Raw genomic sequence first — 21,205 nt, 5'->3', positions numbered from 1 at the left:
CCTAGCGCTAGCGCTGGCTGGTCTCGGGGACGGTGCGCACGTGGGTGATGCCGTACCACAGGTGTTCCCACCAGTGGTCGCGCGCGCGCACGGTCACCAGGCAGGCCTTGTCGATGCCGCCCTTGAACAGCGGATCGGGGCATTTGTTGGTCATCAGGGCGTAGCGCTGGTTCTCGGCGTTCACCAGGGCGATGGCGAGCCAGATCGCCAGTCCCGCAAAGAAAGCGGCCAGCGACCACGCCAGGTGGTTCACCTGGCTGGTCTCAAACAGGTCGTCCTCGTTGGGCCGGGACCCATGGTACATCCTGAGGACTTCGCGTTCGACGTCGTTGCTCATTTGGTCTTGGCTGCCCTGGCCACGAGTGCGTCCATCACCTGGGCGGTCGCCTGCATCGTCGCTTCCACGCCCTGGATCTTGTTGGCTTCGGCAACCTGGCCCGGCGACACCACGTACTTGCCGTCGATGACGATGGTCGGGGTACCGCTGACCTTGTAGGCGGCCTGCTGCTGGCCCAGACGGCGCAGCTTGGTGGTCACGCCAAACGAATTCCAGGCTTCCATGAACTTGGCTTTGTCCAGACCACTCTTAACGGCCCAGTCGATGATCGCGTCATCGGTCATCAGGCGCTTGCGCTCGATGTGAATCGCACGGAACACCTTCGGGTGGAACTCTTCGAGCTTGCCCATCGCTTCGAGCGTCAGGAACAGGTGCGCTTCCGGATCGTTGGGGCCCTGGAATGGCAAGTGGATACGGCGCAAGACGATGTTATCGCCCTGCTTCTTGACCCAGCCGTTGAGCATGGGCTCGACCATGTTGCAAGCCGGGCAGTGGTAAGCGAAGAACTCGATGACTTCGACCTTCTTGCCCTTGGCCTGGACCGGCTGTGGCGCGCTCAGGGTCTGGTAGTCCACGCCGTTTTTCGGATCTGCCGGCGAGGCAAAGGCAGTGCTGGCGACCATGGTGGCGGCGATGAGGGCAAAACGCAGGGAACGCATAGATTTCCTTCCACAAGTGATTGAGCAAACGCCGCGAGATTACCATCTTTTTGCGTTTTCCCTGCAGCGGGAGGGGCATTTTTGCATTTGCTTACCGTTGTAACGTCTTGTGTTGCATTGGCCGCGGGCGAGCAAAACCGGGTTCGCGCACAGGCGCGCCCCGGTTGTTGGCCTTACTATGGCCTGCGCTGCCTGACCCCTTCGAGCAACTCGCACAAGGCCGCGGCCCCCTCCACCGTCCTGGGCCCGGGCCGCGTCAGCAGTTCGCTATCGACGGTGAGCAGGTTGCCGCGCTTGCGCGCCGTCATGCCCGGGTACGGCGCCCACACCTTGAGCCCGGGATTGGCCGGGTCGTGGCGCTGGCCGGCCAGGATCGCTTCCGGGTCGGCTGCCAATACCGCCTCGATGCCGACTTGCGGCGCCACGGTGGCAAGCGCCCCGAACACGTTGCGCCCCCCGCAAATGCGGATCGCGTCGCTGGCGATCTGGGCGTCGTTGAGGGTAAACAGCGGCTGGTCCCAGATCTGGTAGAACACCGTCACGGGCGAACGCTGGCCGTAGTGCGCCTCGAGTCCGGCCAGCTTCTTGCGCAGGGCGCCAGCAGCGGCCTGCGCGCTCGCAGTGGTGCCAAGTAACTGCCCGAGCCGTTCGATATTGCTGGCTACCTGCGCCAGCTTGCGCGGCTCGCTATGAAAGATCGGCACCCCTAGCGTTTCGAGCTGGGCGATCTGGCGCGCCGTGTTTCCGGTATGCCAGACCACGATCAGATCGGGCTTGAGGCTGAGCACGCGCTCCATGTCGATCTGGCTGTTGCTGCCCACCAGCGGGATCGCCCTGGCCGCTTCCGGGTAGTCGCTGTAGTTCATGGCGCCGACCACGCGCGCGCCGCCGCCGGCCGCGAACAGCAGTTCGGTGGCGTGCGGCGCCATCGAAATGATGCGCCGCGCCGGTGCCGGCAGCGTGACGCGGCGGCCGGCGTCGTCCACCACGCTGAGCGCCGCCATGGCGCCGGCCGGCGCACCGGCTGCCAGCAGCGCCACCAGGCAGGCCCGCAGCCAGCGTGTCGGCGTGCCCATCAGAACTGGTAGCGCAGCGACAGCTTGAGCTGGCGGCCATCGCTCGGGTAGATGCCCGAGCGGCAGCCGAAAGCATTGCTGTAGTACTGGCGGTCACCCAGGTTCAGGCCGCTGACGGCCGCTTCCCAGGCACCCACGCGGTAGGCGTAGCGCGCGTCCACGGTGGCATAGGACGGGATGCGGGCGCCGCAGGTGTTGGTGAAGTCGTTGCCATAGCGCTGGCTGCCGACCCACTGCGCGCCGAGCTCGGCACTATGGGGGGCAGCCGGCGTCCATGCCAGCCGGGTGCTCACCACGTTCTTCGGCACCAGCACCATCTCGCGCCCGGCATTCGGGCCAGCGGTAAATTGCGCCTCGACGTGCTGCCACTGCCCGCTCAAGCGCCAGGCCTGGCCCAGGCTCAGCTGGCCTTCGAGCTCGACGCCCTGGCGGCGGGTCGGGTCGAGGTTGGTGTTGGCGCCCCAGCCGCCGGACAGGGTCGGGTCGAAGAAGATCTCGTTGTGCAGGCGGTGGCGAAATACTCGCGCCGTGACGCTGCGCGCGTCGCTGCCGGCGCGCACGCCCAGCTCGAGGTCGCGCGACGTCTGCACATCGAGCAGCGCGCCACTCGAGCGATAGCCGTTTTCGTCGGCGTTGGGAATGCGGTAGCTGCGGCCGGCCTTGGCGTGCAGGGTCAGGCTGGGCGCGACATCGATGCTGCCTTCCAGGCTCCAGCCGTTCTGCGACTGCGCGCCGGCGGGTACGCCGAGCATGGCGTTGGCTTCGTCTTTCTCGAAGCGCTCGTGGCGCGCGCCCACTGCCAGGCGCGCATTGCTCAGCTGCGCAAAGCGCAGCTCGTCGCGCAGGTAGAGCGCTTTCGAGTCCTGGCTCGCGCTCGAGCCGAAGCTGGTATCGCGTTGCCAGCGCACCAGGTCGACGCCGGCGACGAATTCGTTGTGCAGGCCATCTACGCGCGCGCTATGGCGCAGGCGCGGCGAGAACTGGGTCTGGCGCGAGCGGTAAGCCGATTCGAACAGCAAGCCATACGCCGCGCGCACCTCGCGCTCGCGATGAGCCAGCTCGGCGGCCAGCTCCAGGCTGCCGATCCGATGCTCGGCAAACGCCGTGACGCGATCGATGTCGGTAGAACCATGATCGTTCGGGGTCAGGCTCTGGCGCGGGTTGTCGATGAACTGCTGCTCGGTGAGCGAACCGGGCAGTCGCATGTCCTGACGCGCGCTGTCGAGCCGCATGCCGAGCCGGGTGCCTTCGGCCGCCCACTGGAAGCCGCCACTGATGCTCTTCTGGCGAAACGCATTATTGGCGCGGTAGTTGTCGGTGCCCTGGTGGGCCGCGGCCAGGTCAAACGAGAGCGGCCCCTGGCCGTAGGCCACCCTGGCGCGCGCGTCGTGCTGGTCGAAACGGCCTCTTTCCAGGCTCAGCGAGCCGTGGTAGCCGCTGGCCTGGCCTGCACCTGCACCTGCGCCTGCGCCGCGTTTGGTGATCACGTTGATGACGCCGCCGGTGGCGCCTTCGCCATAGAGCACGCTGCTGCCGCCGCGCGTGATCTCGATGCGCTCGACGGTATCGACCGGAATCGAGGCCAGGATAGCGCCGGAGAGCTCGTTTTCGTTCATGCGCACGCCGTCGACCAGGATCACCAGGTTCTGGCCGCTGTTGGCGCCGAAGCCGCGCAAGTCCAGGCCGAAGTCGGGCGAGCCGTCCAGGCTCTGGCGGCCGTAGACGCCGCCGATCTTGCGGATCGCGCTGTTGACGTCGAGCACGCCGGCGCGGCGGATCTGCTCGGCGCTGATGACGGTGGCGCCGATCGGCGACTCGGCCGCTGGCGCCGGGAAACGCGCGCCGGTGATGACGACCGCCGGCAGTTCAGCGCCCTGGTGCGGCTGGTTTTGGGATGCAGCTGGGGCAACGATAAAGCAATACGACAAGGCGCAAGCCAGCGCGCGCGGCGTAAAGGCCGGTGCGCTGCGTGGTACGGCAGCAGATTTCATGTGATGGTTCTCGGTAAAAGCACTGGCCTGCGTCCCCGCACACCAGAGTCAACGGAAGACGCAACGGGCATGCGAGCCCATGGCGCTTCCACCTGTCCTGGCCGGTATCCGGGCTTGCAAGTCCGACCGCCTCACCTTCCTATGCGTTGCTGCACAGTGGTATTCGAGGCGGCCTGTCGTCCTGGGCATGACGCTGCAGGACGACGCTTGTTGACCGTTGCGGGGGCAGCACATCCTGGCGGCAGCGCGCAGCGCTGTCGCCTCGTGTTTCCCGTTTAACTGCGCTCGCTGATCGCGGGCGCGGGCACCAAAACGCCGTGATTATAACCTGACAATGCCCAGCGCTTGCGGGCTGGCTGGCGCCCTACGCGCAAATTACGAACCGCGCTTGCCGCGCGCTGCCTCTTCGGCCTTGGCGGCCGCCTTCTCTTCGGCGAGGCGGGTTTTTTCCGCGACTTCGGCGGCATGCTGCGCCAGCGCGGCGGCGCGGCTTGCCGGGGTCTCGAGGCTGATGCGGCCCAGCGCGCCGGTGCGGTAGTCCTGCAGCAGCGTGTGCGCGCCTTTTTCGTAATCGAATTCGCCGCCGCGCACCCGGAAGCCCCGGCGCGCGGCCACGTGCTCGATCAGCGAGATGCCGTCCAGGCCATCGGTCTTCATGCCGTAGCGCGCCGTCAGCAGTTGCGGATAGCGCTCCAGCAGCAGATTGCCCAGGAATTCTGCCACTTCTTCTTCGATCAGCGCGTTGGTGCCGATCGCATGGCTGGCGGCCAGCATCAGGCCGTCGCTGGCCATGGCGATCTTCGGCCACAGCATGCCGGGGGTGTCGACCAGCACGGTGTGCTTGCCAAGGTAGAGCTTCTGCTGCACCTTGGTCACGGCCGGCTCGTCGCCCACCTTCGCTACGCGCTTCTTGAGCAGCGCGTTCATCAGGGTGGACTTGCCCACGTTCGGGATCCCCATGATCATGATGCGCAGCGGCTTGGTCGGCACGCCGCGGTGCGGCGCCAGCGACAGGGCCAGGTCGGGAATGCGCGCCACGTCAAGTGGCTTCTTGGTCGTCATCGGGTAAGCCGTGACCCCCTTGCGCGCCTCGTAGAAGGCCTTCCAGGCGGCAGTGGCGACCGGGTCGGCCAGGTCGGTCTTGTTCAGGATTTTCAGGCAGGGACGCTGGCGGAAATTGCGCAGCTGGTCCACCAGCGGGTTGCAGCTCGCCTCCGGCAGGCGGGCGTCGAGTACTTCGATCACCAGATCGATGTTCTCCATCTGCTCGGCGGCTTCTTTCTTGGCCGCATTCATATGCCCCGGGAACCATTGTATCGACATGCTGTGCTCTCTCAATCTTCAATCAGGGCGCTATTTTACGCTGCTGCCGCGGCAGCGAAGCAACAGACCAGCGGTTCCAGCTGGTCTGTTGATGCATAGCAACGCATTTGACCTTGCACGGGCCACACTCGTGGTCCTGCTGTTGCCTGCCATCCGGAGAAGCCCATGCATGTTGATAACAAGTTCGCCAAGCCCGGCCACATCGTTCGGAACGTCCGCTTCGTCCGCTTCGTCCCCCTAGCCCGCATCGCCGGCCTTGCGCCACGGCGCACCCTGGCGCGCTGGTGCGCATTCGGCATGCTGTGCGCCGTCATCGGCGCCGCCTGCCTGGCCGAGCGTCTCCCGCTGCTGCCGGGCTAGGCGCCGTCAAGGCCGCCCCAGTTCGGGCGCCGGGCCGCAGGCGCTCGGCGGCAGCGGCCGGCCCGGCTCGAAGGCCGCCAGGCGTTCACGCGCGGCATGGCGGTCCCGGGCATACTCGGTCAGGTAGCGGGTCCTTTCCTCGCTTTGCCATTGGGCGTCCGAGATCCCGTTCATGGTCCTGGTGCGGCTGGCATGGACCCGGCCTTCCAGGCGCGGCATCAACAGGCGGTCGGGATCGACGTTCTCGCGCAGCAGGTAGCCGTCGACATCGCGCAGCACCAGCGGCAGCGCCGGCGCTTCGTCGGTCATGAGCTTGCCGAACACGCTCAGCTTGATCTCGCGCGACCCGGTTTCGAGCACGTCGTTGAAGCTCGCCACGGCAAACGGCCGGCCGCGCGCATCGTCCACCCGCCCGCTGACAACATAGCGTCCCGGCTGGCGCACCTCGGCGCGCAGGTAGAAATGCAGCGATCCGTTCTCGACCGCCTCGCGTACCTGTCCGCTCCAGCTGGCCGGCAGGATCGGCGTGTAGACGACATCGAACAGCACGAAGCCCTTGCGGCCTGCCGCCGTATAGCCTACCTCGGTGCGAATGGTGCCGTGAAAGCCCGCCAGGGCGGTCTGCGCGGGCGCCAGCACGGCGCCAAATGCGCCATCGCCGGCGACCGGATCGGCGCCGGCGCCGTCGTCGGCAACGGCCAGCGCCACCCGCGAGGTCGGACGGCTGGCGCCGTAGGTCATGCCCTGGGCCACCGCACGCGTGACCACCAGCGGCACGGTCTCGCCCTGCGCATTGACCGCGCGCAGCGAGAACGCGACGGCTTCGCCGGCAGCCAGGTAGACCTGCGACTGCGAGGTCTGCAGCAGCACCGCACCGGCACTGCCGCCGCCCTCCACGCGCATCGGATTGATCTCGGTGATCGGCTGGTTCGGATACACCTGGTCGGGGTGATGCGCGACCGGACGCGACTCCATCGGGTACTTGCTGCCTTCGCGGTAGCTGCAATAGGTATGGTCGGTGAGCTGGACATGCTCGACCAGCTGGCGGCGGCGCTCGGCACGCTCGTCCGGCACCGGCAGGCCGTCGGCGCCGCCCACCTGGCCGAAGAACCCGGGGCCGCTTGGCGGGGGCGCCGACGCCGCGGCCGGCACGCTCGTCTGCGCGCCGGCCGCGAGCCAGAAGCCCAGCGCGGCCAGCGCCGCAGCACCTAGCCCGACGGGCAAGATGCGGCGCCGCCAGCCGCGCGACCTGGCTGGCGTGTGCCTAGTAGGCACTGTTGACCACGGCGCTACGCACGACTCCCACGATGCCGCCCCAGTTGCCGTTGGCGTAATGGTTATAGGCTTCGCTGTCGTCGCGGAAGCTCACCGAGTGATAACTCCATTTGGCGCTGCCGCCCTCGTTGGCCGCGGTGCCGAGCGCCAGATCGTTGCAGAACCAGTCGCGCGGATTGCAGTAGGAAGCGCCCGCGCTGCCGGCTACGCCGCCGGTGCTGTGGTAGGCCACGGCTTCGTCGTCCTGGCCCGGCAGGATGCCCGAGTACACGGTGCCCTTGGCGGCGGCATACATGTAGAACCAGACATTGCGCGTGGTGTTGTGGTTGTACATGGCGCGCGCGGTGGTCGTCTTCAGGTCTTGCACCAGCGGTTCGGAGGTGGTCCAGGAGCCGGCGTCGGACAGCTCGGAGCCGCCGGCAGCGCCCGAGGCCGCGCGCACCCACTTGATGTTCCAGCCGGTCTGCGAACTGCCGTCGCTGTTGCCGCACACCCCGGCCGAATTGGCGCTGGCATTTTTCTTCAGGCGCGACGAGCCGCCGTAGTTGGCCAGCGTATAGCCCATCATCAGGTCGCCGGCGCTGTGGGTGACGACATAGCACCAGTTGGTGCCGGTGCAGAAACAGTCGAGCGCGTCGCGTACCTTGCCGCTTTGCGAGGCGATGCTGCTGCGGCCATCCCAGTTGACGGCCTTCTTGTTGACGCCCGCCGCGGTCGAGGACGGACCCCAATAGGCGAAATCGTTGTAGTTGCCGATGGCCCCGCCGCCAGTGCGGCCATTGATCCACAGGGTGTAGTTGGCGGCGGATGCCAGGCTTGACGCGAGTAACAGGCACAGCGCGCAGATGATGCGGTTTTGTCTCACTGTCTTTCTCCTTTTGTCGTCGTTGTCGGCCGTATTTACGGCTGAGATCGACTCTATGCCTGACATTTACCCGTGTCAATTTGCACAATTGGAAAAAAGTGTGAGTGTGGCGAAAATGTGCAATCGCGGTGCGCACCGCGCAGGCATGCCGGCCACCCGTGCCGTGCGCGGCGGGCTATTCCAGCTCGGCCAGCGCCTTGACATGCGCCACCACGCTGCGCCCCAGCGCCGACAGCGCGTAGCCGCCTTCGAGGCAGCTGACAATGCGGCCCTGCGCGTGCTGCCTTGCCACGTCCATGATCTGGCGCGTGATCCACGCATAATCGGCTTCGACCAGCCCGATCCCGCCCATGTCGTCCTCGCGGTGGCCGTCGAAGCCGGCCGACACGAAGATCATCTGCGGCCGGTGCGCGTGCAGCGCCGGCAGCCAGTGATCCTGCACCAGCGTGCGCACGGCGTCGCCATCGCACAGTGCCGGCACCGGCACGTTGACGCTGGTGGCCGTGATCGGCTCGGGATCACAGTATGGATAGAACGGATGCTGGAACAGGCTTGCCATCAGCACCCGCGGATCGTTGCGGAAGGCCTCCGCGGTGCCATTGCCGTGATGGACGTCGAAATCGACGATGGCAACGCGCGCCAGGCCATGCACATCCATCGCATGGCGCGCCGCGATGGCGACGTTATTGAACAGGCAAAAGCCCATCGGCGTGGAGGGGGTGGCATGATGACCTGGCGGGCGCACCGAGCAGAAGGCGTTATCGATGTCGCCGGCGATCACGGCATCGGTCGCAGCCACCGCCGCGCCGGCCGCGCGCAGCGCCGCCTGGTAGCTGTGGTGACACAAGATGGTGTCGCCGTCGAGCGGGTAGTAATCGCCTTCGGGCGGTACGTGGTCGCGCACCAGCGCCACCGCGGACGGGGTATGGTTGCGCAAGATGTCCGCGATGGCGGCCAGCGGCGCGCTGCGCTGCTCGAGCAGGCCGTCCAGGCGCGCCAGGATCAGCTGGTCGTCGATGGCCTGCAGGCGTGCTGGCGATTCGGGGTGCCAGTCGCCCATCTCGTGCCGCAGGCAGTCGGGGTGGCTGTAGATTGCTGTGCTCATGGTCTGGTCTGGTGGGCTTGCCGATGCGTGGCCGCTCTTCATGCACGAGCGCGGATGTTCACCCGCGCGGCCGTTCTCGCATAGAATCAGGGCGAAGGCTTGTTGCCGACGCAGTAAAAAAGTTGCCAATGGCGCTAATCTACCATGCCGGCGCCTGCGTCCGCACGGGCGAACGTAGCAGCCCGTACCGAATGGATCACCGGAACCCAATCATGTTCAATCAACTGCATGCCAGCGCGCGCCAGGTCAGCCAGGTCGTGGTCGGCAAAGACCAGCAGGTCAGGCTGGCCATCACCTGCCTGCTCGCTGGTGGCCATCTGCTGCTCGAAGACCTGCCCGGCGTCGGCAAGACCACGCTGGCGCATGCACTGGCGATTTCGCTGGGCCTGAAGTTCAACCGCGTCCAGTTCACCAGCGACCTGCTGCCGGCCGACGTGGCCGGCATCTCGATCTACGAGCGCGAGAAGAACGAGTTCGTATTCCACCCCGGCCCGATCTTTACCCAGGTGCTGCTGGCCGACGAAATCAACCGCGCCACGCCCAAGACCCAGTCGGGACTGCTCGAGGCGATGGAAGAACGCCAGGTGAGCGCCGATGGCGTCACCCGCGCGCTGCCCGAACCGTTCTTCGTGATCGCGACCCAGAACCCGGCCAGCCAGGTCGGCACTTTCCCGCTGCCCGAATCGCAGCTGGACCGTTTCCTGATGTGCCTCACGCTTGGCTACCCGGACGCCGAGGCCGAACGCGCGCTCCTGAACGGCGAAGACCGGCGCGCCATGCTGCGCACCTTGCAGCCGGCGATGCAGCCGCATGAACTGGCCCAGGCCCAACGCGCACTGAAAAATATCCATGCTTCGCCCTCTTTGATCGCCTATGTACAGGCGCTGGCCCAGGCCTCGCGCCAGAATGGCCTGTTCGCCGAAGGCCTGTCGCCGCGCGCCGCCATCGCCCTGCTGCAGGCCGGCCGCGCCTGGGCCGCGCTGGAGGGACGCGACCATGTGATCCCCGAAGACATCCAGGCCGTGCTGGTGCCGGTCTGCGCGCACCGCCTGCGCCCGCTGAAGGCGGCGCACGGCATGGCGCTGGCCAGCCGCGATTTGGTGCTGCAGCTGCAGAAATCGGTCGCGCTGTAGATGGCAGCACGGCCGCGACGATCGTCCGCAGGCGTGCGCGCCTGGCTGCGCCGCAATACCGGCAAATGGCTGCCGCGTGAAGGTGCCCTCGACAGCGCCGAAGTGGTGCTGCGCCAGCACCGCATCTTCATCTTGCCATCGCGCGCCGGGATCGGCTTCGCGGTGCTGCTGCTGGTGCTGCTGATCGGCTCGATCAATTACACGCTCGGCCTGGGTTTTGCCCTGACCTTCCTGGCGCTGTCCTGCGCGCTGGTGGATATGGTCTTCACCTACCGTAACCTGGCGCACCTGTCGCTGCAGCAGGGCCGCGTGCCCGCGGTCTTCGCCGGCCAGGAAGCCCAGTTCGAACTGCATCTGTCCAACCGCACGGCGCTGGCACGCTACGGCGTCTGGATCGATTTCGCCGACCTCGACGCGGCCGGAGCGCGCCACGTGACCGATATCGGCGCCCACGGCAGCGCGGCAGTGCTGCTGGGCGTGCCGACCACGGCGCGCGGCTGGCTGCAGCCGGCGCGCGTGGTGCTGTCCACCCGCTTCCCGCTCGGTCTGTTTCGCGCCTGGAGCACCTGGCGCCCGGCCGCACGCGCCCTGGTCTATCCGCATCCCGAAGAAGGCGCGCCGCCCCTGCCTTCAGGCGGCGACGGCGCCGGCGGCGGCACTGCGGGGGGCAGCGACGACTTTTCGGGCGTGCGCAACTACCAGCCGGGCGACTCGCCGCGCCAGCTGGCATGGCGCCAGATCGCCCGGCTCGACCCGGCACTGGGGGGCCAGCTGGTGACCAAGCATTTCGAGAGCGGCGTCAGCGACGAGCTGCTGCTCGATTTCGCCGCCCTGCCGCCCCATCTCGACCTGGAGCTGCGGCTCTCGCGCATGACGCGCTGGGTGCTCGATGCCGAGCAGCGCGCCCTGCCCTACGCCTTCAGGCTGGGCGCCACGCACTATGCGGCCGCCGTCGGCGCGGCCCACCAGGCGGCCTGCCTGCGCGCGCTGGCGCTGTTCGGGCATGAAGCGCCGGGCTCGAAGGACCCCGCATGAAGGCCGCCTGGTTCGGAGCGCTCGGCACCCTCCCGCGCGACAAGGCCGACACCTTGCTGCTGCTGGCCAGCGTGGTGCTGGTGCTGGCCCCGCACACGGCGCACCTGCCGCTGTGGGTATCGCTGCTGTGCGGCGCCACGCTGGCCTGGCGCGCGGCCGTCACGCTGCGCGGCAAGCGCATGCCGTCCACGCTGGTGCTGTTGCCGGTGGCGGCGGCGGCGATGGCCGGCGTGCAGCTCAGCTTCGGAACCCTGCTCGGACGCGACGCCGGCGTCGCCATGCTGGTGCTGCTGGTGGCGTTCAAGATGCTGGAGATGCATGCGCGACGCGATTTGTACGTGGTGATCTTCCTGTGCTTCTTTCTGCTGCTGACCAACTTCTTCTACGCGCAGGGCATCGGCAGCGCGCTCCTGATGCTGGCGGCGGTGCTGGCCCTGCTCACCACCCAGCTGTCGTTCCAGTTCACCGGCAAGGTGCCGCCGCTGCGCGCGCGCCTGGGCCTGGGGCTGAAGATGCTGCTGTTTGCCACGCCGATTGCCATCGTGCTGTTCGTGGTGTTTCCGCGCCTGGGCGGGCCGCTGTGGAGCATGCCGGGCGCCGGCGGCGCTGGCAGCAGCGGACGTACCGGGCTGTCCGAGCGCATGGCACCGGGGCAGATGTCGAACCTGGCGATGTCGGACGAACCGGCTTTCCGGGTGCGTTTCCAGGGTCGCGTGCCGGACAAGGACCAGCTCTACTGGCGCGGCCCCGTGCTGGACGCCTTCGACGGGGTGGCCTGGACCCGCGGCGGCTCGGTTGCCAGCAGCCCCAACGTGCTGCTAAGCGTGCGCGGCGCGCCATTGTCGTATGAGATCACGCTCGAGCCCTCCGACGCGCGCTGGCTGTTTGCCCTCGAGATGCCGCGTCGCCCGCCGGCCATCGCCGGACAAACAGTCAAGGTGTCGCACCAGCTCGAAATGACCAGCAGCGGCCCGCTGACACGGCGGGTGCGCTACGGGGTGGTGTCGTATCCCGATTACGCGCTCGAGCGTCGCGATGCGCTCGAGGATCAGGGCCAGTGGCTGCTGCTGCCGTATGGGTACAACCCGCGCGCCCTCGCCGCCGGCCTGGCATTGCGCCGGGAGCCGATGCCGGCGCGCCGCGTCAATGCGGTGCTGCGCCAGTTCCGCGAACAGCCCTTTAGCTATACGCTCGAGCCGCCACTGCTGGGCCGCCATTCGGTCGACGAATTCCTGTACGGGACCCGCAGCGGCTTTTGCGAGCATTACTCCGGCGCTTTTGTGTTCCTGATGCGCGCGGCCGGCATTCCTGCGCGCGTCGTCACCGGCTACCAGGGCGGCGAGTTCAATGCGCTCGACGGCTACATGACGGTGCGCCAGTCCGACGCCCACGCCTGGGCCGAAGTCTGGTTGCAGGGGCGCGGCTGGGTGCGGGTGGACCCGACCGCCGCGGTGGCGCCGGAACGGGTGCGCCGCAACCTGGCCTCGGCGATAGATGCGCCGTCTCCGTTCGGCATCGACGCGCTGCGCGGCCTGGCGATGTTCGATGCCGGGCAGGACTCGCTGTTGCGCAGCATGCGCGATGCGATCGGCGCGGTCAGCAATGGCTGGAACCAGTGGGTACTGAACTACACGCCGGAACGCCAGCGTGGCGTGCTGCGCAGCATGCAATCGACGCTGGGCGGCTGGCGCTTGATTGCCTTGTTAGCACTTGTCATCGGATTGTTGCTGGTAGGCAGACTTTTCCTTCGGCGCAGGGAAATCGATCCTGTCGAAGCGGTATACTCTTCGCTGTGCAAGCGCCTGGCCCACCTGGGCCTGGCCCGTGCAGCGGACGAAGGGCCCACCAGCTATGCGGCCCGGATCGCGGCCACGCAGCAGCTAGCGCCGTCATCACGCGAAGCCGCCGCCGAGTTCTTGCGCCGCTACAGCGCATGGCGCTATGCGCCGCCCCAGCCCCAGGCCACGACGCGGCTGGCCGCCACCTTGAAGAACCTATTGTCGCAAGTTAGATGAAATCAATCGTTACCCTGTTTACCGCGCTGGCGCTGGCCGCTTCTCCGATCGGAACCGCCGGCGCCGCAGCGCAAGATCCCCAGTCCCGCAGCGCCTCCGGCAAAGCCAAAGCCAAAGTCAAGGCCAAGGCCAAGCCGGGCAAAGCCAGTTCGCGCGAGCGCGTCGCGGCCAAGTCGCGGCGCGTTGTCAAGACCGCGCCGGCTGCCGCCGCGATCGATTATGACGGCGAGCACAGCAATTTCCTGGAATGGCAGGCCATGCGCGAATTCATCGAGGAGATGGTAAGCAAGCACCATTTCGAGCGCGCCGAGCTGGAATCGCTGTTCGGGCAAGCCCGCTTTATCGATTCGGCGGTGCAGCTGGTCAAACCAATGCCACGGGGAAAGCCAAAGAATTGGCAGGTGTACAGCAGCCGCTTCATCGAGCCAATCCGCATCAAGGCCGGTGTGCGCTTCTGGGAAGACAACGCCGCTACCTTGGCGCGCGCCGAAGCTGCCTATGGCGTGCCGGCCGAGATCATCGTCGGCATCATCGGCGTCGAGACCATCTATGGCCGCGATACCGGCAAGTTCCGCGTGATCGACACCCTGGCGACGCTCGCCTTCGGCTATCCGGAAACACCGAACCGCGCCAAGCGCATGGCGTTCTTCCGCGACGAGCTGGCCAATACCCTGTTGCTGGCACGCGAGCACCATATCGAGCCGTTCTCACTGTTGGGCTCGTTCGCCGGCGCGATCGGCATGCCGCAGTTCATGCCCGGCAGTATTTTGAAATTCGCGGTCGACTTCAATGGCGATGGCCAGATCGACCTGCGCAACTCGACCGACGATGCCATCGGCAGCGTGGCCAATTTCCTGGTCCAGCACGGATGGAATCCGGCTTACCGCGACGCCCCTGCCTGGCCGGCCGAGGTGGCGCCACACCGTGCCTGGGAACCCCTGCTCGAGCGCGGCCTGGCCGCCACCCTGCGCCTCGAAGAGCTGCGCGCGGCCGGCGTGCAGGTCAACGGGGGGGTGCCGGCCGAGCGCCTGTATGGGCTGATCGATCTGCAAAACGGTACCCGGCCGACCGAATACTGGGTTGCGAATGATAATTTCTTCGCTATTACCAAATACAACCGCAGTTATTTCTATGCCATGTCGGTGATCGACCTCGGCAAGGCAGTGAGCCGCGCGCGGGCACGTTAGGCTTGCCTGACGGGAAACTTTGTATCAAGTTGTAACTGCCTGGCCGTACCCCGCGGCAGCCCTGGCCGTGGTTTTCCCCGCATACTCCCCAGGGGTATGCGTTCGTTCGGCGTGGATACTCTATAGAAACATCTACGCGAACGGAATACTCCCCATTTCGTTATCTTCCTGTCAGCGCTTTTCATACTGTGCGGCATCAATGCCGGGATGGTTCTACACTCACGCTTAACCAAAAAACAATGAATGTTTCCGTGAGTTTGTGAGAGAATTGCAATGCGGCTATTGTTGCGAGTAGACAACAATGCCGAGGGCAGCATCTGATTTTTATTGCTAGTAAGTATCAGAATAAAAATTAGTTGTACAATTGAATAGATAATTACGAAATACCAGATTCGGAGTCGAACGCCGCATGGGACTCCGCCCAACCCAAAATAGGATATTGAATCATGACAAACCAAGTCGGCATCGACATGAACAGCGATTCGGAGTCCGATGAACTCCTGCAATACAACCCGAACCGCCTGCTCGACACCCTGATCGAGAACCTGCGTCTGAAGAACGACGCCGCACTGTCGCGCGCCCTGGAAGTGGCGCCGCCGGTGATCTCGAAAATCCGCCACCACCGCCTGCCGGTCGGCGCTTCGCTGCTGATCCGCATGCACGAGGTAAGCGACCTGTCGATCCGCGACCTGCGTTACCTGATGGGTGACCGTCGCGCGAAGTTCCGCATCAGCGACAAGCAGTTCAAGCCAAAAGAAGGCGTCGCGCCATCGAAAGAAGCGTAATGTCTGGCGGCACGCTGCGGGGCCACGGCCCTGCTGCCTGCCAGCAGCGCTAGCCGCGGCAGTGGTCTGCGCTTGTGCAAGCTGCAAGCGCGTCTCGGCTGTGTGGGCGCGCATAGTAAAAAAGCCATCCGTCGGATGGCTTTTTGTTTGGCTGCGGGCCTGGCTTCAAGCCGGGAATACGCCCGTCGACAGATAACGGTCGCCGCGGTCGCACACCACAAACACGATGGTAGCGTTTTCGACGGTATTGGAAATGCGCAGCGCGACCTCGCAGGCGCCGGCCGCCGAGATGCCGCAGAAGATGCCTTCTTCGATCGCCAGCCGGCGCGCCATCTGCTCGGCGGCGGCCTGGCCGACCGATTCCACCTGGTCCACGCGTGCGCGCTCGTAGATTTTCGGCAGATAGGCTTCGGGCCATTTGCGAATACCCGGGATCGACGCACCTTCTTCAGGCTGGGCGCCGACGATGCGCACCGCGTCGTTCTGTTCCTTGAGGTAGCGCGACACGCCCATGATGGTGCCGGTGGTGCCCATGGCGGAGACGAAATGCGTGACGCGGCCTTCGGTATCGCGCCAGATTTCGGGACCGGTGCTCTCGTAGTGGGCACGCGGGTTGTCCTGGTTGCCGAACTGGTCGAGGATGATGCCCTCGCCGTTCTTCTGCATCTGTTCGGCCATGTCGCGCGCGTGTTCCATGCCGCCCGACTTGGGCGTGAGGATGATTTGCGCGCCATAGGCGGCCATGCTCTGGCGCCGTTCGATCGACAGGTTGTCGGGCATCAGCAGCACCATCTTGTAGCCACGGATCGCCGCCGCCATTGCCAGCGCGATGCCGGTATTGCCACTGGTCGCTTCGATCAGGGTGTCGCCCTGCTTGATCTGGCCGCGCTCTTCGGCGCCGCGCAGCATCGACATCGCAGCACGGTCTTTTACCGAGCCGGCCGGGTTGTTGCCCTCGAGCTTGCCGAGGATGATGTTGTTGCGCTCGGCGGCTTGCGCGCCGGGCAGGCGCACCAGGCGCACCAGCGGGGTATTGCCGATCGTGTCTTCGATGGTCTTGTAAGCCATTCTTTGCTCTCTCGCGATTTCCTAAAACGCTATTCTAATCCGGACAGCAAGCTGGCGTATTGGCGCGCTCCAGGACCTGGCCGCGCAGGCCGGTCCTGGCACGCCTTAATTAACGTTGTGGCAGCGGATAGGTGGCGACGCTGACGTTGCCGTCCTTGTCGACCGCCTGCACGCCGAAGAAGACGTTGTCTTTCGACAGCTCCACGGTCGCCTCCACCACGTTGCCCACCCATTTCGCTCCCTGCCAGTTAGCGGCAGTGGTCTCGCGCCACACGATGCGATACCCCGCCAGGTCAGGTTCGGCATTGGCTGCCCAGACCAGGGTCGAATCGTTGGTCAGCTTGTCGGTGCGTAGCTTGACGCCTTGCGGCGCAGCCGGCGCCAGTGCCAGCGAGGCCAGCGACGCGGCGTTCACCCGAGTGACCTTGGCGATATAGTCGTAGTCGTTGAACTCGGCCAGGTCGCCGTAGACCTTGCCGTTCTCGGTACGCAGGTCCTGGTGCTGGTGCGCGAAGTCCTCGGCCGGCTCGGTAAAGCGCAGCGCCGCATAGCCCTGCTCCAGGAAAGGCATGTGGTCGCCACCGCGCAGGTAGCGGTCGGCGCGATGAATCACCGACACCTTGAAATCCTTTACGTAGCGCTCGCCCTGCTCCTTGGTATGGCGCGCCAGCTGGCGCGAGAGCGAATCGCTGTCGCCGCCGGTGGCCACCAACTGGCGCACGGCTTCGCTCATCTCCTTGGTCGCCGGAATACTCTGCGAGAACAGGCGCACCTGCTTGTTATCCACCTTGCCGTTGTCGGCGCGCGAACTGCCGATGATGTCGTTGGTGTACATGCCGGCGACGTTCAGGTTGTTCTTGCGCGCCTGCTCGGCCCAGTGGCGCGCGCCCAGCAGGCCCTGCTCTTCGGCGGCCACCGCCATGAACACGATGGTGGCGTCGAACTTGTACTTGGACATCACGCAGGCCAGTTCCATCACGGCCGCCGTGCCCGAGGCATCGTCATTCGCGCCCGGCGCGTCGGCGGTATGGTTCATGACGTCGGTCACGCGCGAGTCGTAGTGGCCGCTGGTTACATACAGGCGGTCTTTCGATGCTTGCTGGGTGCCGGGCAGCGTGGCCACCACGTTGACGATTTCGGTCGGGCGCGAGATGCGCGCCGAGACCGGGGCGATATGGCTGTCGAAGGCCACCTGCAGCGGGGTGCCGGCGCCGCAGCGCTCGAGCTCGGCCTTGATCCAGCGCCGCGCAGCGCCGATGCCGCGCGTATCCGATTCGGTCTCCGACATCGTGTGGCGGGTGCCGAAGCCTACCAGCTTGGCGACATAGCCTTCGATGCGCTTGGGCGAGATCTCGGCCAGGATCTTGTTGATCTGTGCTTGCTGGCGCTCCATGTTGGGAGCGGGCGCGCCCACGGTGGCGGCGCTGGCGGCAGCCGATCCGGCGGCGAGCAGCGCGGCGAGCAGGGTCGAGGAAATGCGGGTGTGAGGCATGCTTACCTTTCTGGTGTCGTGTGCAGGTCGATATGCACATCTTCTCATGCCGATTGTTCGGTGTCAGTCAATACACCGCGGCGCGTGCATCGACTGCCCGGCCCGTAAAAAAGGGCTGCCGCGGCAGCCCTTCGGGTCATCAGGCGGCGAGCGCCAGCCGGGTCGGCGCCGCAACGCGCGGCTGCCCCACGTCGAGCCGGAACACACTGACCACCTCGGCCAGGCGCTCGGCTTCAGCCTCGAGCGCGGCGGCCGATGCCGTTGCCTGCTGCACCAGCGCGGCGTTCTGGCGCGTGACGTCATCCATCTGCCCGATCGCATGGTTGACCTGGCCGATACCGTTGCTCTGTTCGGCGCTGGCATGGGTGATGTCGGCCATGATGTCGGTAACACGGCGTACCGACGTGACGATATCGTCCATCGTAGTGCCGGCTTCATCGACCAGGCGCGCACCGGCATCGACACGTTCGACCGAGCTGCCGATCAGTTCCTTGATTTCCTTGGCCGCGGCCGCCGAACGCTGGGCCAGGTTGCGCACTTCGGTTGCCACTACGGCAAAACCACGGCCCTGCTCGCCTGCCCTGGCGGCCTCGACTGCCGCATTCAGGGCCAGGATATTGGTCTGGAACGCGATTCCATCGATCACGCCGATGATGTCGACAATCTTCTTGGACGAGGCATTGATCGAAGCCATGGTTTCCACCACCTGCGACACCACGGCGCCGCCGCGCAGCGCCACTTCCGACGCCGATTCGGCCAGCGCATTGGCCTGGCGTGCATTGTCCGCGTTCTGGCGCACGGTCACGGTGAGCTGCTCGACCGAGGCGGCGGTCGCCTCAAGCGTGCCGGCCTGGCGTTCGGTGCGTCCTGACAGATCGCGGTTGCCGTTGGCAATCTCGGTCGAGACGCTGGCAATGCTCAGGGTGCCGTTGCGCACCTGCTCGACGATACCGACCAGGTTGTCGCGCATGCCCTTCATGGCGAACAGCAGGCTGGCCTGGTCGTTCGGGGCGGTTTCGATCTTCACGCCCAGGTCGCCGTTGGCAATGGCGCCGACGATCGAGGCGGCATACGCCGGCTGGCCGCCGAGCTGGCGCAGCAGGCCGCGCGCGATAAACCAGGCGCCGATCGCGCCGGCAGCAATGGCGCCGACGCACAGCAGCACCATCCAGCCGAAGAAGCCGGAGGCCACGGCGCGCGCACCGGCGGCGTCTTCGTTGTTCAGTTTTTCCTGCAGGTCGATGAAGCGGTTGATGCTGGCCAGCCAGTCGACGAAGGCCGGCGAAGCCTGCTGCGCCAGCAGCGCGTTGGCTTCTTGTGCCTGGCCGGCGGCGTGCAAGGCGCCAACCTGTTCGATCAGGGGCTTGGTGCGGCGCTCCTGCTCCTTGATCGCCGCCAGCGCGTCCTTCTCGGCCGCCGAGATGCCATCGAGTTCCTGGAACAGCTTGTCCATCGGACCGGCCGAACGCGCGTAGTTGTCGTCCAGCGTCTTGATCAGCTGCGTCGGCACCGCAGCGGCAGCAGGATCGGCCGCCAGCACCACGTCGCGCAGCGCGATCGCGCGGTCATGCACGCTGCCGCGGAAGTTAATCGCATAGCGCTGCTTGACGCTGTGGACTTCGTTGATGCGGTTGAGGGTTTCATCGATCTGTCCAACCCGGCTGATTGCCAGGCCGGTGAGAATGATCATCAGGAAGAAAACAGCGCCGTAGCCGATTGCAAGGCGGGCACCAATGGTCAGGGACTTCTGTGTCATGGCGGTTTCGTAAGAGTGAAGGGCTGGTCAGGCATACGGGATGCATGCTTTTAGTTGCCCTATGGCAATCGAGAGAATACAGCATTGTTTCAAGCGTAATTGGCAAATTTGGCAAATAGTTGTTTAGATCCAACACATTATTCGTCATGCCGGTGAAGCCCGAATGGCGAATTCGATGAATTTGAGTGAGTGCTTTCTGCGCCGATGCAAGCAACAGACGTAAAAAAACCCGCGGTGCCGCGGGTTTGCCAGAGCTGGCACGTGCTTACATTGCCTCTTTGCGCTCGGCCGGCCTGGCCTTGGCGTCGGCCTTGGCCGACGTCTTTTCGGCCTTGGCGGCGGCGCCGTCCAGGGCCTTGCCGTTGACCTGCAGGCCAGCCTCGGACAGCTTCATGGCCTTCTTGTCGCCCACGCCCTTGACGCGCTGCTGGAAGTCGGCCCAGTCCTTGAATTCGCCTTTGGCGCGTTCGTCGAGGATCAATTTCGACATGCTCGGGCCCACGCCCTTGATACCGTCCAGAGCGGCCGCGTCGGCCTTGTTGACATCTACCTGGGCAAAAGCAAAGCTGGTCGAGGCGGCCAGGGCGGCGACAGCAAGCATCAGTTTCTTGATCATGTGAATGGTTCTCCGTTGGTTTGCGCAAGCTGGACGGCGACGCCGCCCATCCCTGAATTAACGGAGCAGCCCGGCCGCCGTTGACGCCCCTGGCATGAGCCCGATCAAGCGCGCAATCAGTGCGGGAACAGTTCTTCGCGGGTCACCGTTGCCGTGCCCAGCTTGCCCACCACGATGCCGCCGGCGCGGTTGGCCGTGGCCAGCGCTTCGGCCAGCGGCGCGCCGGCGCCCAGCATCGCGGCCAGCGTCGCGATGACCGTGTCGCCGGCACCGGATACGTCGAATACTTCGCGCGCCTGCGCATGCACGTGCAGCACTTCGTCGGCGCTGTACAGGCTCATGCCCTCTTCCGAGCGCGTCAACAGCAAGGCGTCCAGCCCCAGCTCGGCGCGCAGCCGCTGCGCTTTTTCGGTCAGCTGCTGCTCGGTTTTCCAGGCGCCGACCACGCGCTGCAGTTCCGAGCGGTTCGGGGTCAGGATGGTGGCCCCCTGGTAAGGCGAGAAATCGTCGCCCTTCGGGTCGACCAGCACGATCTTGCCGGCCGCGCGCGCGGCCTTGATCATCTCGGCCACGTTCACCAGGGCGCCCTTGTTGTAGTCGGACATGATGATCACGTCATAGCCAGGGAGCAGCGCCTTGAACTGGTCAAGCTTGTCGCGCAGCACGGTCTCGGTCGGCGCGTCCTCGAAGTCGATGCGCACCATTTGTTGCTGGCGGCCGATTACGCGCAGCTTGATGATGGTGGAAATCGCGTCGTCGCGTTTGAGATAGCTGTGGATCGCGGCGCCCTTCAACAGCTTCTCGACTTCGTCGCCGGCCTCGTCGTTGCCGGTCACGCCCAGCAGGCCCGTGTGGGCGCCCAGTGCGGCTGCATTGCGCGCCACGTTGGCCGCGCCTCCCAGGCGCTCTTCGCGGCGCTCGATGCGCACCACCGGCACCGGAGCTTCCGGCGAAATGCGCGAGACCTCGCCGAACCAGTAACGGTCGAGCATCACGTCGCCCACCACCAGCAGGCGGACATTGGAAAGTTGTGGCGCCGCCTGCTGGAGGGCGCTGTCAGCCGCCAGCAGGCGGCTCGGGATCAGGTCTGTCATAGGGGGTCGAGATGCGTCGGTCAGGATGCGTTT

General features: G+C 65.9%; 19 protein-coding genes and 1 riboswitch. Of the genes, 6 read left to right on the top strand and 13 right to left on the bottom strand.

What is annotated here, in order from left to right:
- Positions 1-7 precede the first annotated feature (7 nt).
- The 5 genes from NRS07_RS07180 to ylqF form a co-directional block, all read right to left on the bottom strand.
- Entirely contained in the window at positions 8-337 is a 330-nt protein-coding gene (locus NRS07_RS07180) for a hypothetical protein (protein WP_259212138.1), read from the bottom strand.
- Complete coding sequence (locus NRS07_RS07175; protein ID WP_259212137.1) at positions 334-996, bottom strand: thiol:disulfide interchange protein DsbA/DsbL; 663 nt, start codon at positions 994-996, stop codon at positions 334-336. Before NRS07_RS07175 ends, NRS07_RS07180 begins: the two co-directional genes overlap by 4 nt.
- Positions 997-1,172: 176 nt before the next feature.
- On the bottom strand, positions 1,173-2,072 hold the full coding sequence (locus NRS07_RS07170) for a cobalamin-binding protein (protein WP_259212136.1): 900 nt from the start codon (positions 2,070-2,072) through the stop codon (positions 1,173-1,175).
- On the bottom strand, positions 2,072-4,063 hold the full coding sequence (locus tag NRS07_RS07165) for a TonB-dependent receptor (RefSeq protein ID WP_259212135.1): 1,992 nt from the start codon (positions 4,061-4,063) through the stop codon (positions 2,072-2,074). The genes NRS07_RS07170 and NRS07_RS07165 overlap by 1 nt, the downstream gene beginning before the upstream one ends.
- An 81-nt stretch (positions 4,064-4,144) precedes the next feature.
- Positions 4,145-4,390, bottom strand: a riboswitch (cobalamin riboswitch).
- A 48-nt stretch (positions 4,391-4,438) separates the two neighbouring features.
- Positions 4,439-5,359, bottom strand: coding sequence for a ribosome biogenesis GTPase YlqF (ylqF, locus tag NRS07_RS07160; protein ID WP_373889869.1), 921 nt, complete (start codon positions 5,357-5,359; stop codon positions 4,439-4,441).
- A 192-nt stretch (positions 5,360-5,551) separates the two neighbouring features.
- On the opposite strand from ylqF, the gene NRS07_RS07155 reads away from it, so the two are divergent.
- The gene (locus tag NRS07_RS07155; RefSeq protein ID WP_259212130.1) at positions 5,552-5,746 is read left to right on the top strand and encodes a hypothetical protein; all 195 of its coding nucleotides are present in this window, start codon (positions 5,552-5,554) and stop codon (positions 5,744-5,746) included.
- 6 nt (positions 5,747-5,752) lie between these two features.
- Here NRS07_RS07155 and NRS07_RS07150 read toward each other — a convergent pair whose 3' ends face one another.
- From NRS07_RS07150 to NRS07_RS07140, 3 genes are all read right to left on the bottom strand, one after another.
- A complete protein-coding gene (locus NRS07_RS07150) occupies positions 5,753-7,021 on the bottom strand; it encodes a hypothetical protein (protein ID WP_259212128.1) in 1,269 nt (422 codons plus the stop codon).
- A complete protein-coding gene (locus NRS07_RS07145) occupies positions 7,011-7,886 on the bottom strand; it encodes a hypothetical protein (protein ID WP_259212126.1) in 876 nt (291 codons plus the stop codon). The genes NRS07_RS07150 and NRS07_RS07145 overlap by 11 nt, the downstream gene beginning before the upstream one ends.
- Positions 7,887-8,061: 175 nt before the next feature.
- Entirely contained in the window at positions 8,062-8,991 is a 930-nt protein-coding gene (locus tag NRS07_RS07140) for a histone deacetylase family protein (RefSeq protein WP_259212124.1), read from the bottom strand.
- 212 nt (positions 8,992-9,203) lie between these two features.
- Here NRS07_RS07140 and NRS07_RS07135 point away from each other — a divergent pair, with 212 nt between their 5' ends.
- The 5 genes from NRS07_RS07135 to NRS07_RS07115 all read left to right on the top strand — a co-directional run bounded on the left by NRS07_RS07135 (position 9,204) and on the right by NRS07_RS07115 (position 15,146).
- Entirely contained in the window at positions 9,204-10,124 is a 921-nt protein-coding gene (locus NRS07_RS07135) for a MoxR family ATPase (RefSeq protein ID WP_259212123.1), read from the top strand.
- A complete protein-coding gene (locus tag NRS07_RS07130) occupies positions 10,125-11,159 on the top strand; it encodes a DUF58 domain-containing protein (RefSeq protein WP_259212122.1) in 1,035 nt (344 codons plus the stop codon).
- Positions 11,156-13,174: a DUF3488 and transglutaminase-like domain-containing protein gene (locus NRS07_RS07125; RefSeq protein ID WP_259212121.1), complete on the top strand. Its 2,019-nt coding sequence runs from the start codon at positions 11,156-11,158 to the stop codon at positions 13,172-13,174. Before NRS07_RS07130 ends, NRS07_RS07125 begins: the two co-directional genes overlap by 4 nt.
- The gene (gene mltB / locus NRS07_RS07120) at positions 13,171-14,361 is read left to right on the top strand and encodes a lytic murein transglycosylase B (RefSeq protein ID WP_259212119.1); all 1,191 of its coding nucleotides are present in this window, start codon (positions 13,171-13,173) and stop codon (positions 14,359-14,361) included. Before NRS07_RS07125 ends, mltB begins: the two co-directional genes overlap by 4 nt.
- Positions 14,362-14,807: 446 nt before the next feature.
- Complete coding sequence (locus NRS07_RS07115) at positions 14,808-15,146, top strand: hypothetical protein (RefSeq protein ID WP_259212117.1); 339 nt, start codon at positions 14,808-14,810, stop codon at positions 15,144-15,146.
- Positions 15,147-15,311: 165 nt separating this feature from the next.
- On the opposite strand, the gene cysM is transcribed toward NRS07_RS07115, so the two are convergent.
- From cysM to rfaE1, 5 genes are all read right to left on the bottom strand, one after another.
- The gene (gene cysM / locus NRS07_RS07110) at positions 15,312-16,214 is read right to left on the bottom strand and encodes a cysteine synthase CysM (RefSeq protein ID WP_259212115.1); all 903 of its coding nucleotides are present in this window, start codon (positions 16,212-16,214) and stop codon (positions 15,312-15,314) included.
- A 109-nt stretch (positions 16,215-16,323) separates the two neighbouring features.
- Positions 16,324-17,706, bottom strand: coding sequence for a M20/M25/M40 family metallo-hydrolase (locus tag NRS07_RS07105; protein ID WP_259212114.1), 1,383 nt, complete (start codon positions 17,704-17,706; stop codon positions 16,324-16,326).
- 139 nt (positions 17,707-17,845) lie between these two features.
- Positions 17,846-19,462, bottom strand: a complete 1,617-nt coding sequence (locus NRS07_RS20285) for a methyl-accepting chemotaxis protein (RefSeq protein WP_307729935.1) — start codon at positions 19,460-19,462, stop codon at positions 17,846-17,848.
- Positions 19,463-19,727: 265 nt separating this feature from the next.
- Positions 19,728-20,078, bottom strand: coding sequence for a helix-hairpin-helix domain-containing protein (locus tag NRS07_RS07090; RefSeq protein WP_259212112.1), 351 nt, complete (start codon positions 20,076-20,078; stop codon positions 19,728-19,730).
- A gap of 116 nt (positions 20,079-20,194) precedes the next feature.
- Entirely contained in the window at positions 20,195-21,172 is a 978-nt protein-coding gene (rfaE1, locus tag NRS07_RS07085) for a D-glycero-beta-D-manno-heptose-7-phosphate kinase (protein ID WP_259212111.1), read from the bottom strand.
- Positions 21,173-21,205: the final 33 nt, after the last annotated feature.

Source organism: Massilia sp. H6, assembly GCF_024802625.1.
Taxonomy (GTDB): Bacteria; Pseudomonadota; Gammaproteobacteria; order Burkholderiales; family Burkholderiaceae_D; genus Telluria.
This window is presented reverse-complemented; position numbering and strand designations above follow the sequence as displayed.

What these genes read in the sequence shown, in the direction of transcription:
- NRS07_RS07155 (WP_259212130.1), top strand. Translation starts at nt 5,552, where the DNA reads ATGCATGTTGATAACAAGTTCGCCAAGCCCGGCCACATCGTTCGGAAC.
- NRS07_RS20285 (WP_307729935.1), bottom strand. Translation starts at nt 19,462, where the DNA reads ATGACACAGAAGTCCCTGACCATTGGTGCCCGCCTTGCAATCGGCTAC.
- NRS07_RS07170 (WP_259212136.1), bottom strand. Translation starts at nt 2,072, where the DNA reads ATGGGCACGCCGACACGCTGGCTGCGGGCCTGCCTGGTGGCGCTGCTG.
- rfaE1 (WP_259212111.1), bottom strand. Translation starts at nt 21,172, where the DNA reads ATGACAGACCTGATCCCGAGCCGCCTGCTGGCGGCTGACAGCGCCCTC.
- NRS07_RS07180 (WP_259212138.1), bottom strand. Translation starts at nt 337, where the DNA reads ATGAGCAACGACGTCGAACGCGAAGTCCTCAGGATGTACCATGGGTCC.
- mltB (WP_259212119.1), top strand. Translation starts at nt 13,171, where the DNA reads ATGAAATCAATCGTTACCCTGTTTACCGCGCTGGCGCTGGCCGCTTCT.
- NRS07_RS07090 (WP_259212112.1), bottom strand. Translation starts at nt 20,078, where the DNA reads ATGATCAAGAAACTGATGCTTGCTGTCGCCGCCCTGGCCGCCTCGACC.
- NRS07_RS07140 (WP_259212124.1), bottom strand. Translation starts at nt 8,991, where the DNA reads ATGAGCACAGCAATCTACAGCCACCCCGACTGCCTGCGGCACGAGATG.
- NRS07_RS07175 (WP_259212137.1), bottom strand. Translation starts at nt 996, where the DNA reads ATGCGTTCCCTGCGTTTTGCCCTCATCGCCGCCACCATGGTCGCCAGC.
- cysM (WP_259212115.1), bottom strand. Translation starts at nt 16,214, where the DNA reads ATGGCTTACAAGACCATCGAAGACACGATCGGCAATACCCCGCTGGTG.
- NRS07_RS07105 (WP_259212114.1), bottom strand. Translation starts at nt 17,706, where the DNA reads ATGCCTCACACCCGCATTTCCTCGACCCTGCTCGCCGCGCTGCTCGCC.
- NRS07_RS07130 (WP_259212122.1), top strand. Translation starts at nt 10,125, where the DNA reads ATGGCAGCACGGCCGCGACGATCGTCCGCAGGCGTGCGCGCCTGGCTG.
- NRS07_RS07115 (WP_259212117.1), top strand. Translation starts at nt 14,808, where the DNA reads ATGACAAACCAAGTCGGCATCGACATGAACAGCGATTCGGAGTCCGAT.
- NRS07_RS07165 (WP_259212135.1), bottom strand. Translation starts at nt 4,063, where the DNA reads ATGAAATCTGCTGCCGTACCACGCAGCGCACCGGCCTTTACGCCGCGC.
- ylqF (WP_373889869.1), bottom strand. Translation starts at nt 5,359, where the DNA reads ATGAATGCGGCCAAGAAAGAAGCCGCCGAGCAGATGGAGAACATCGAT.
- NRS07_RS07125 (WP_259212121.1), top strand. Translation starts at nt 11,156, where the DNA reads ATGAAGGCCGCCTGGTTCGGAGCGCTCGGCACCCTCCCGCGCGACAAG.
- NRS07_RS07135 (WP_259212123.1), top strand. Translation starts at nt 9,204, where the DNA reads ATGTTCAATCAACTGCATGCCAGCGCGCGCCAGGTCAGCCAGGTCGTG.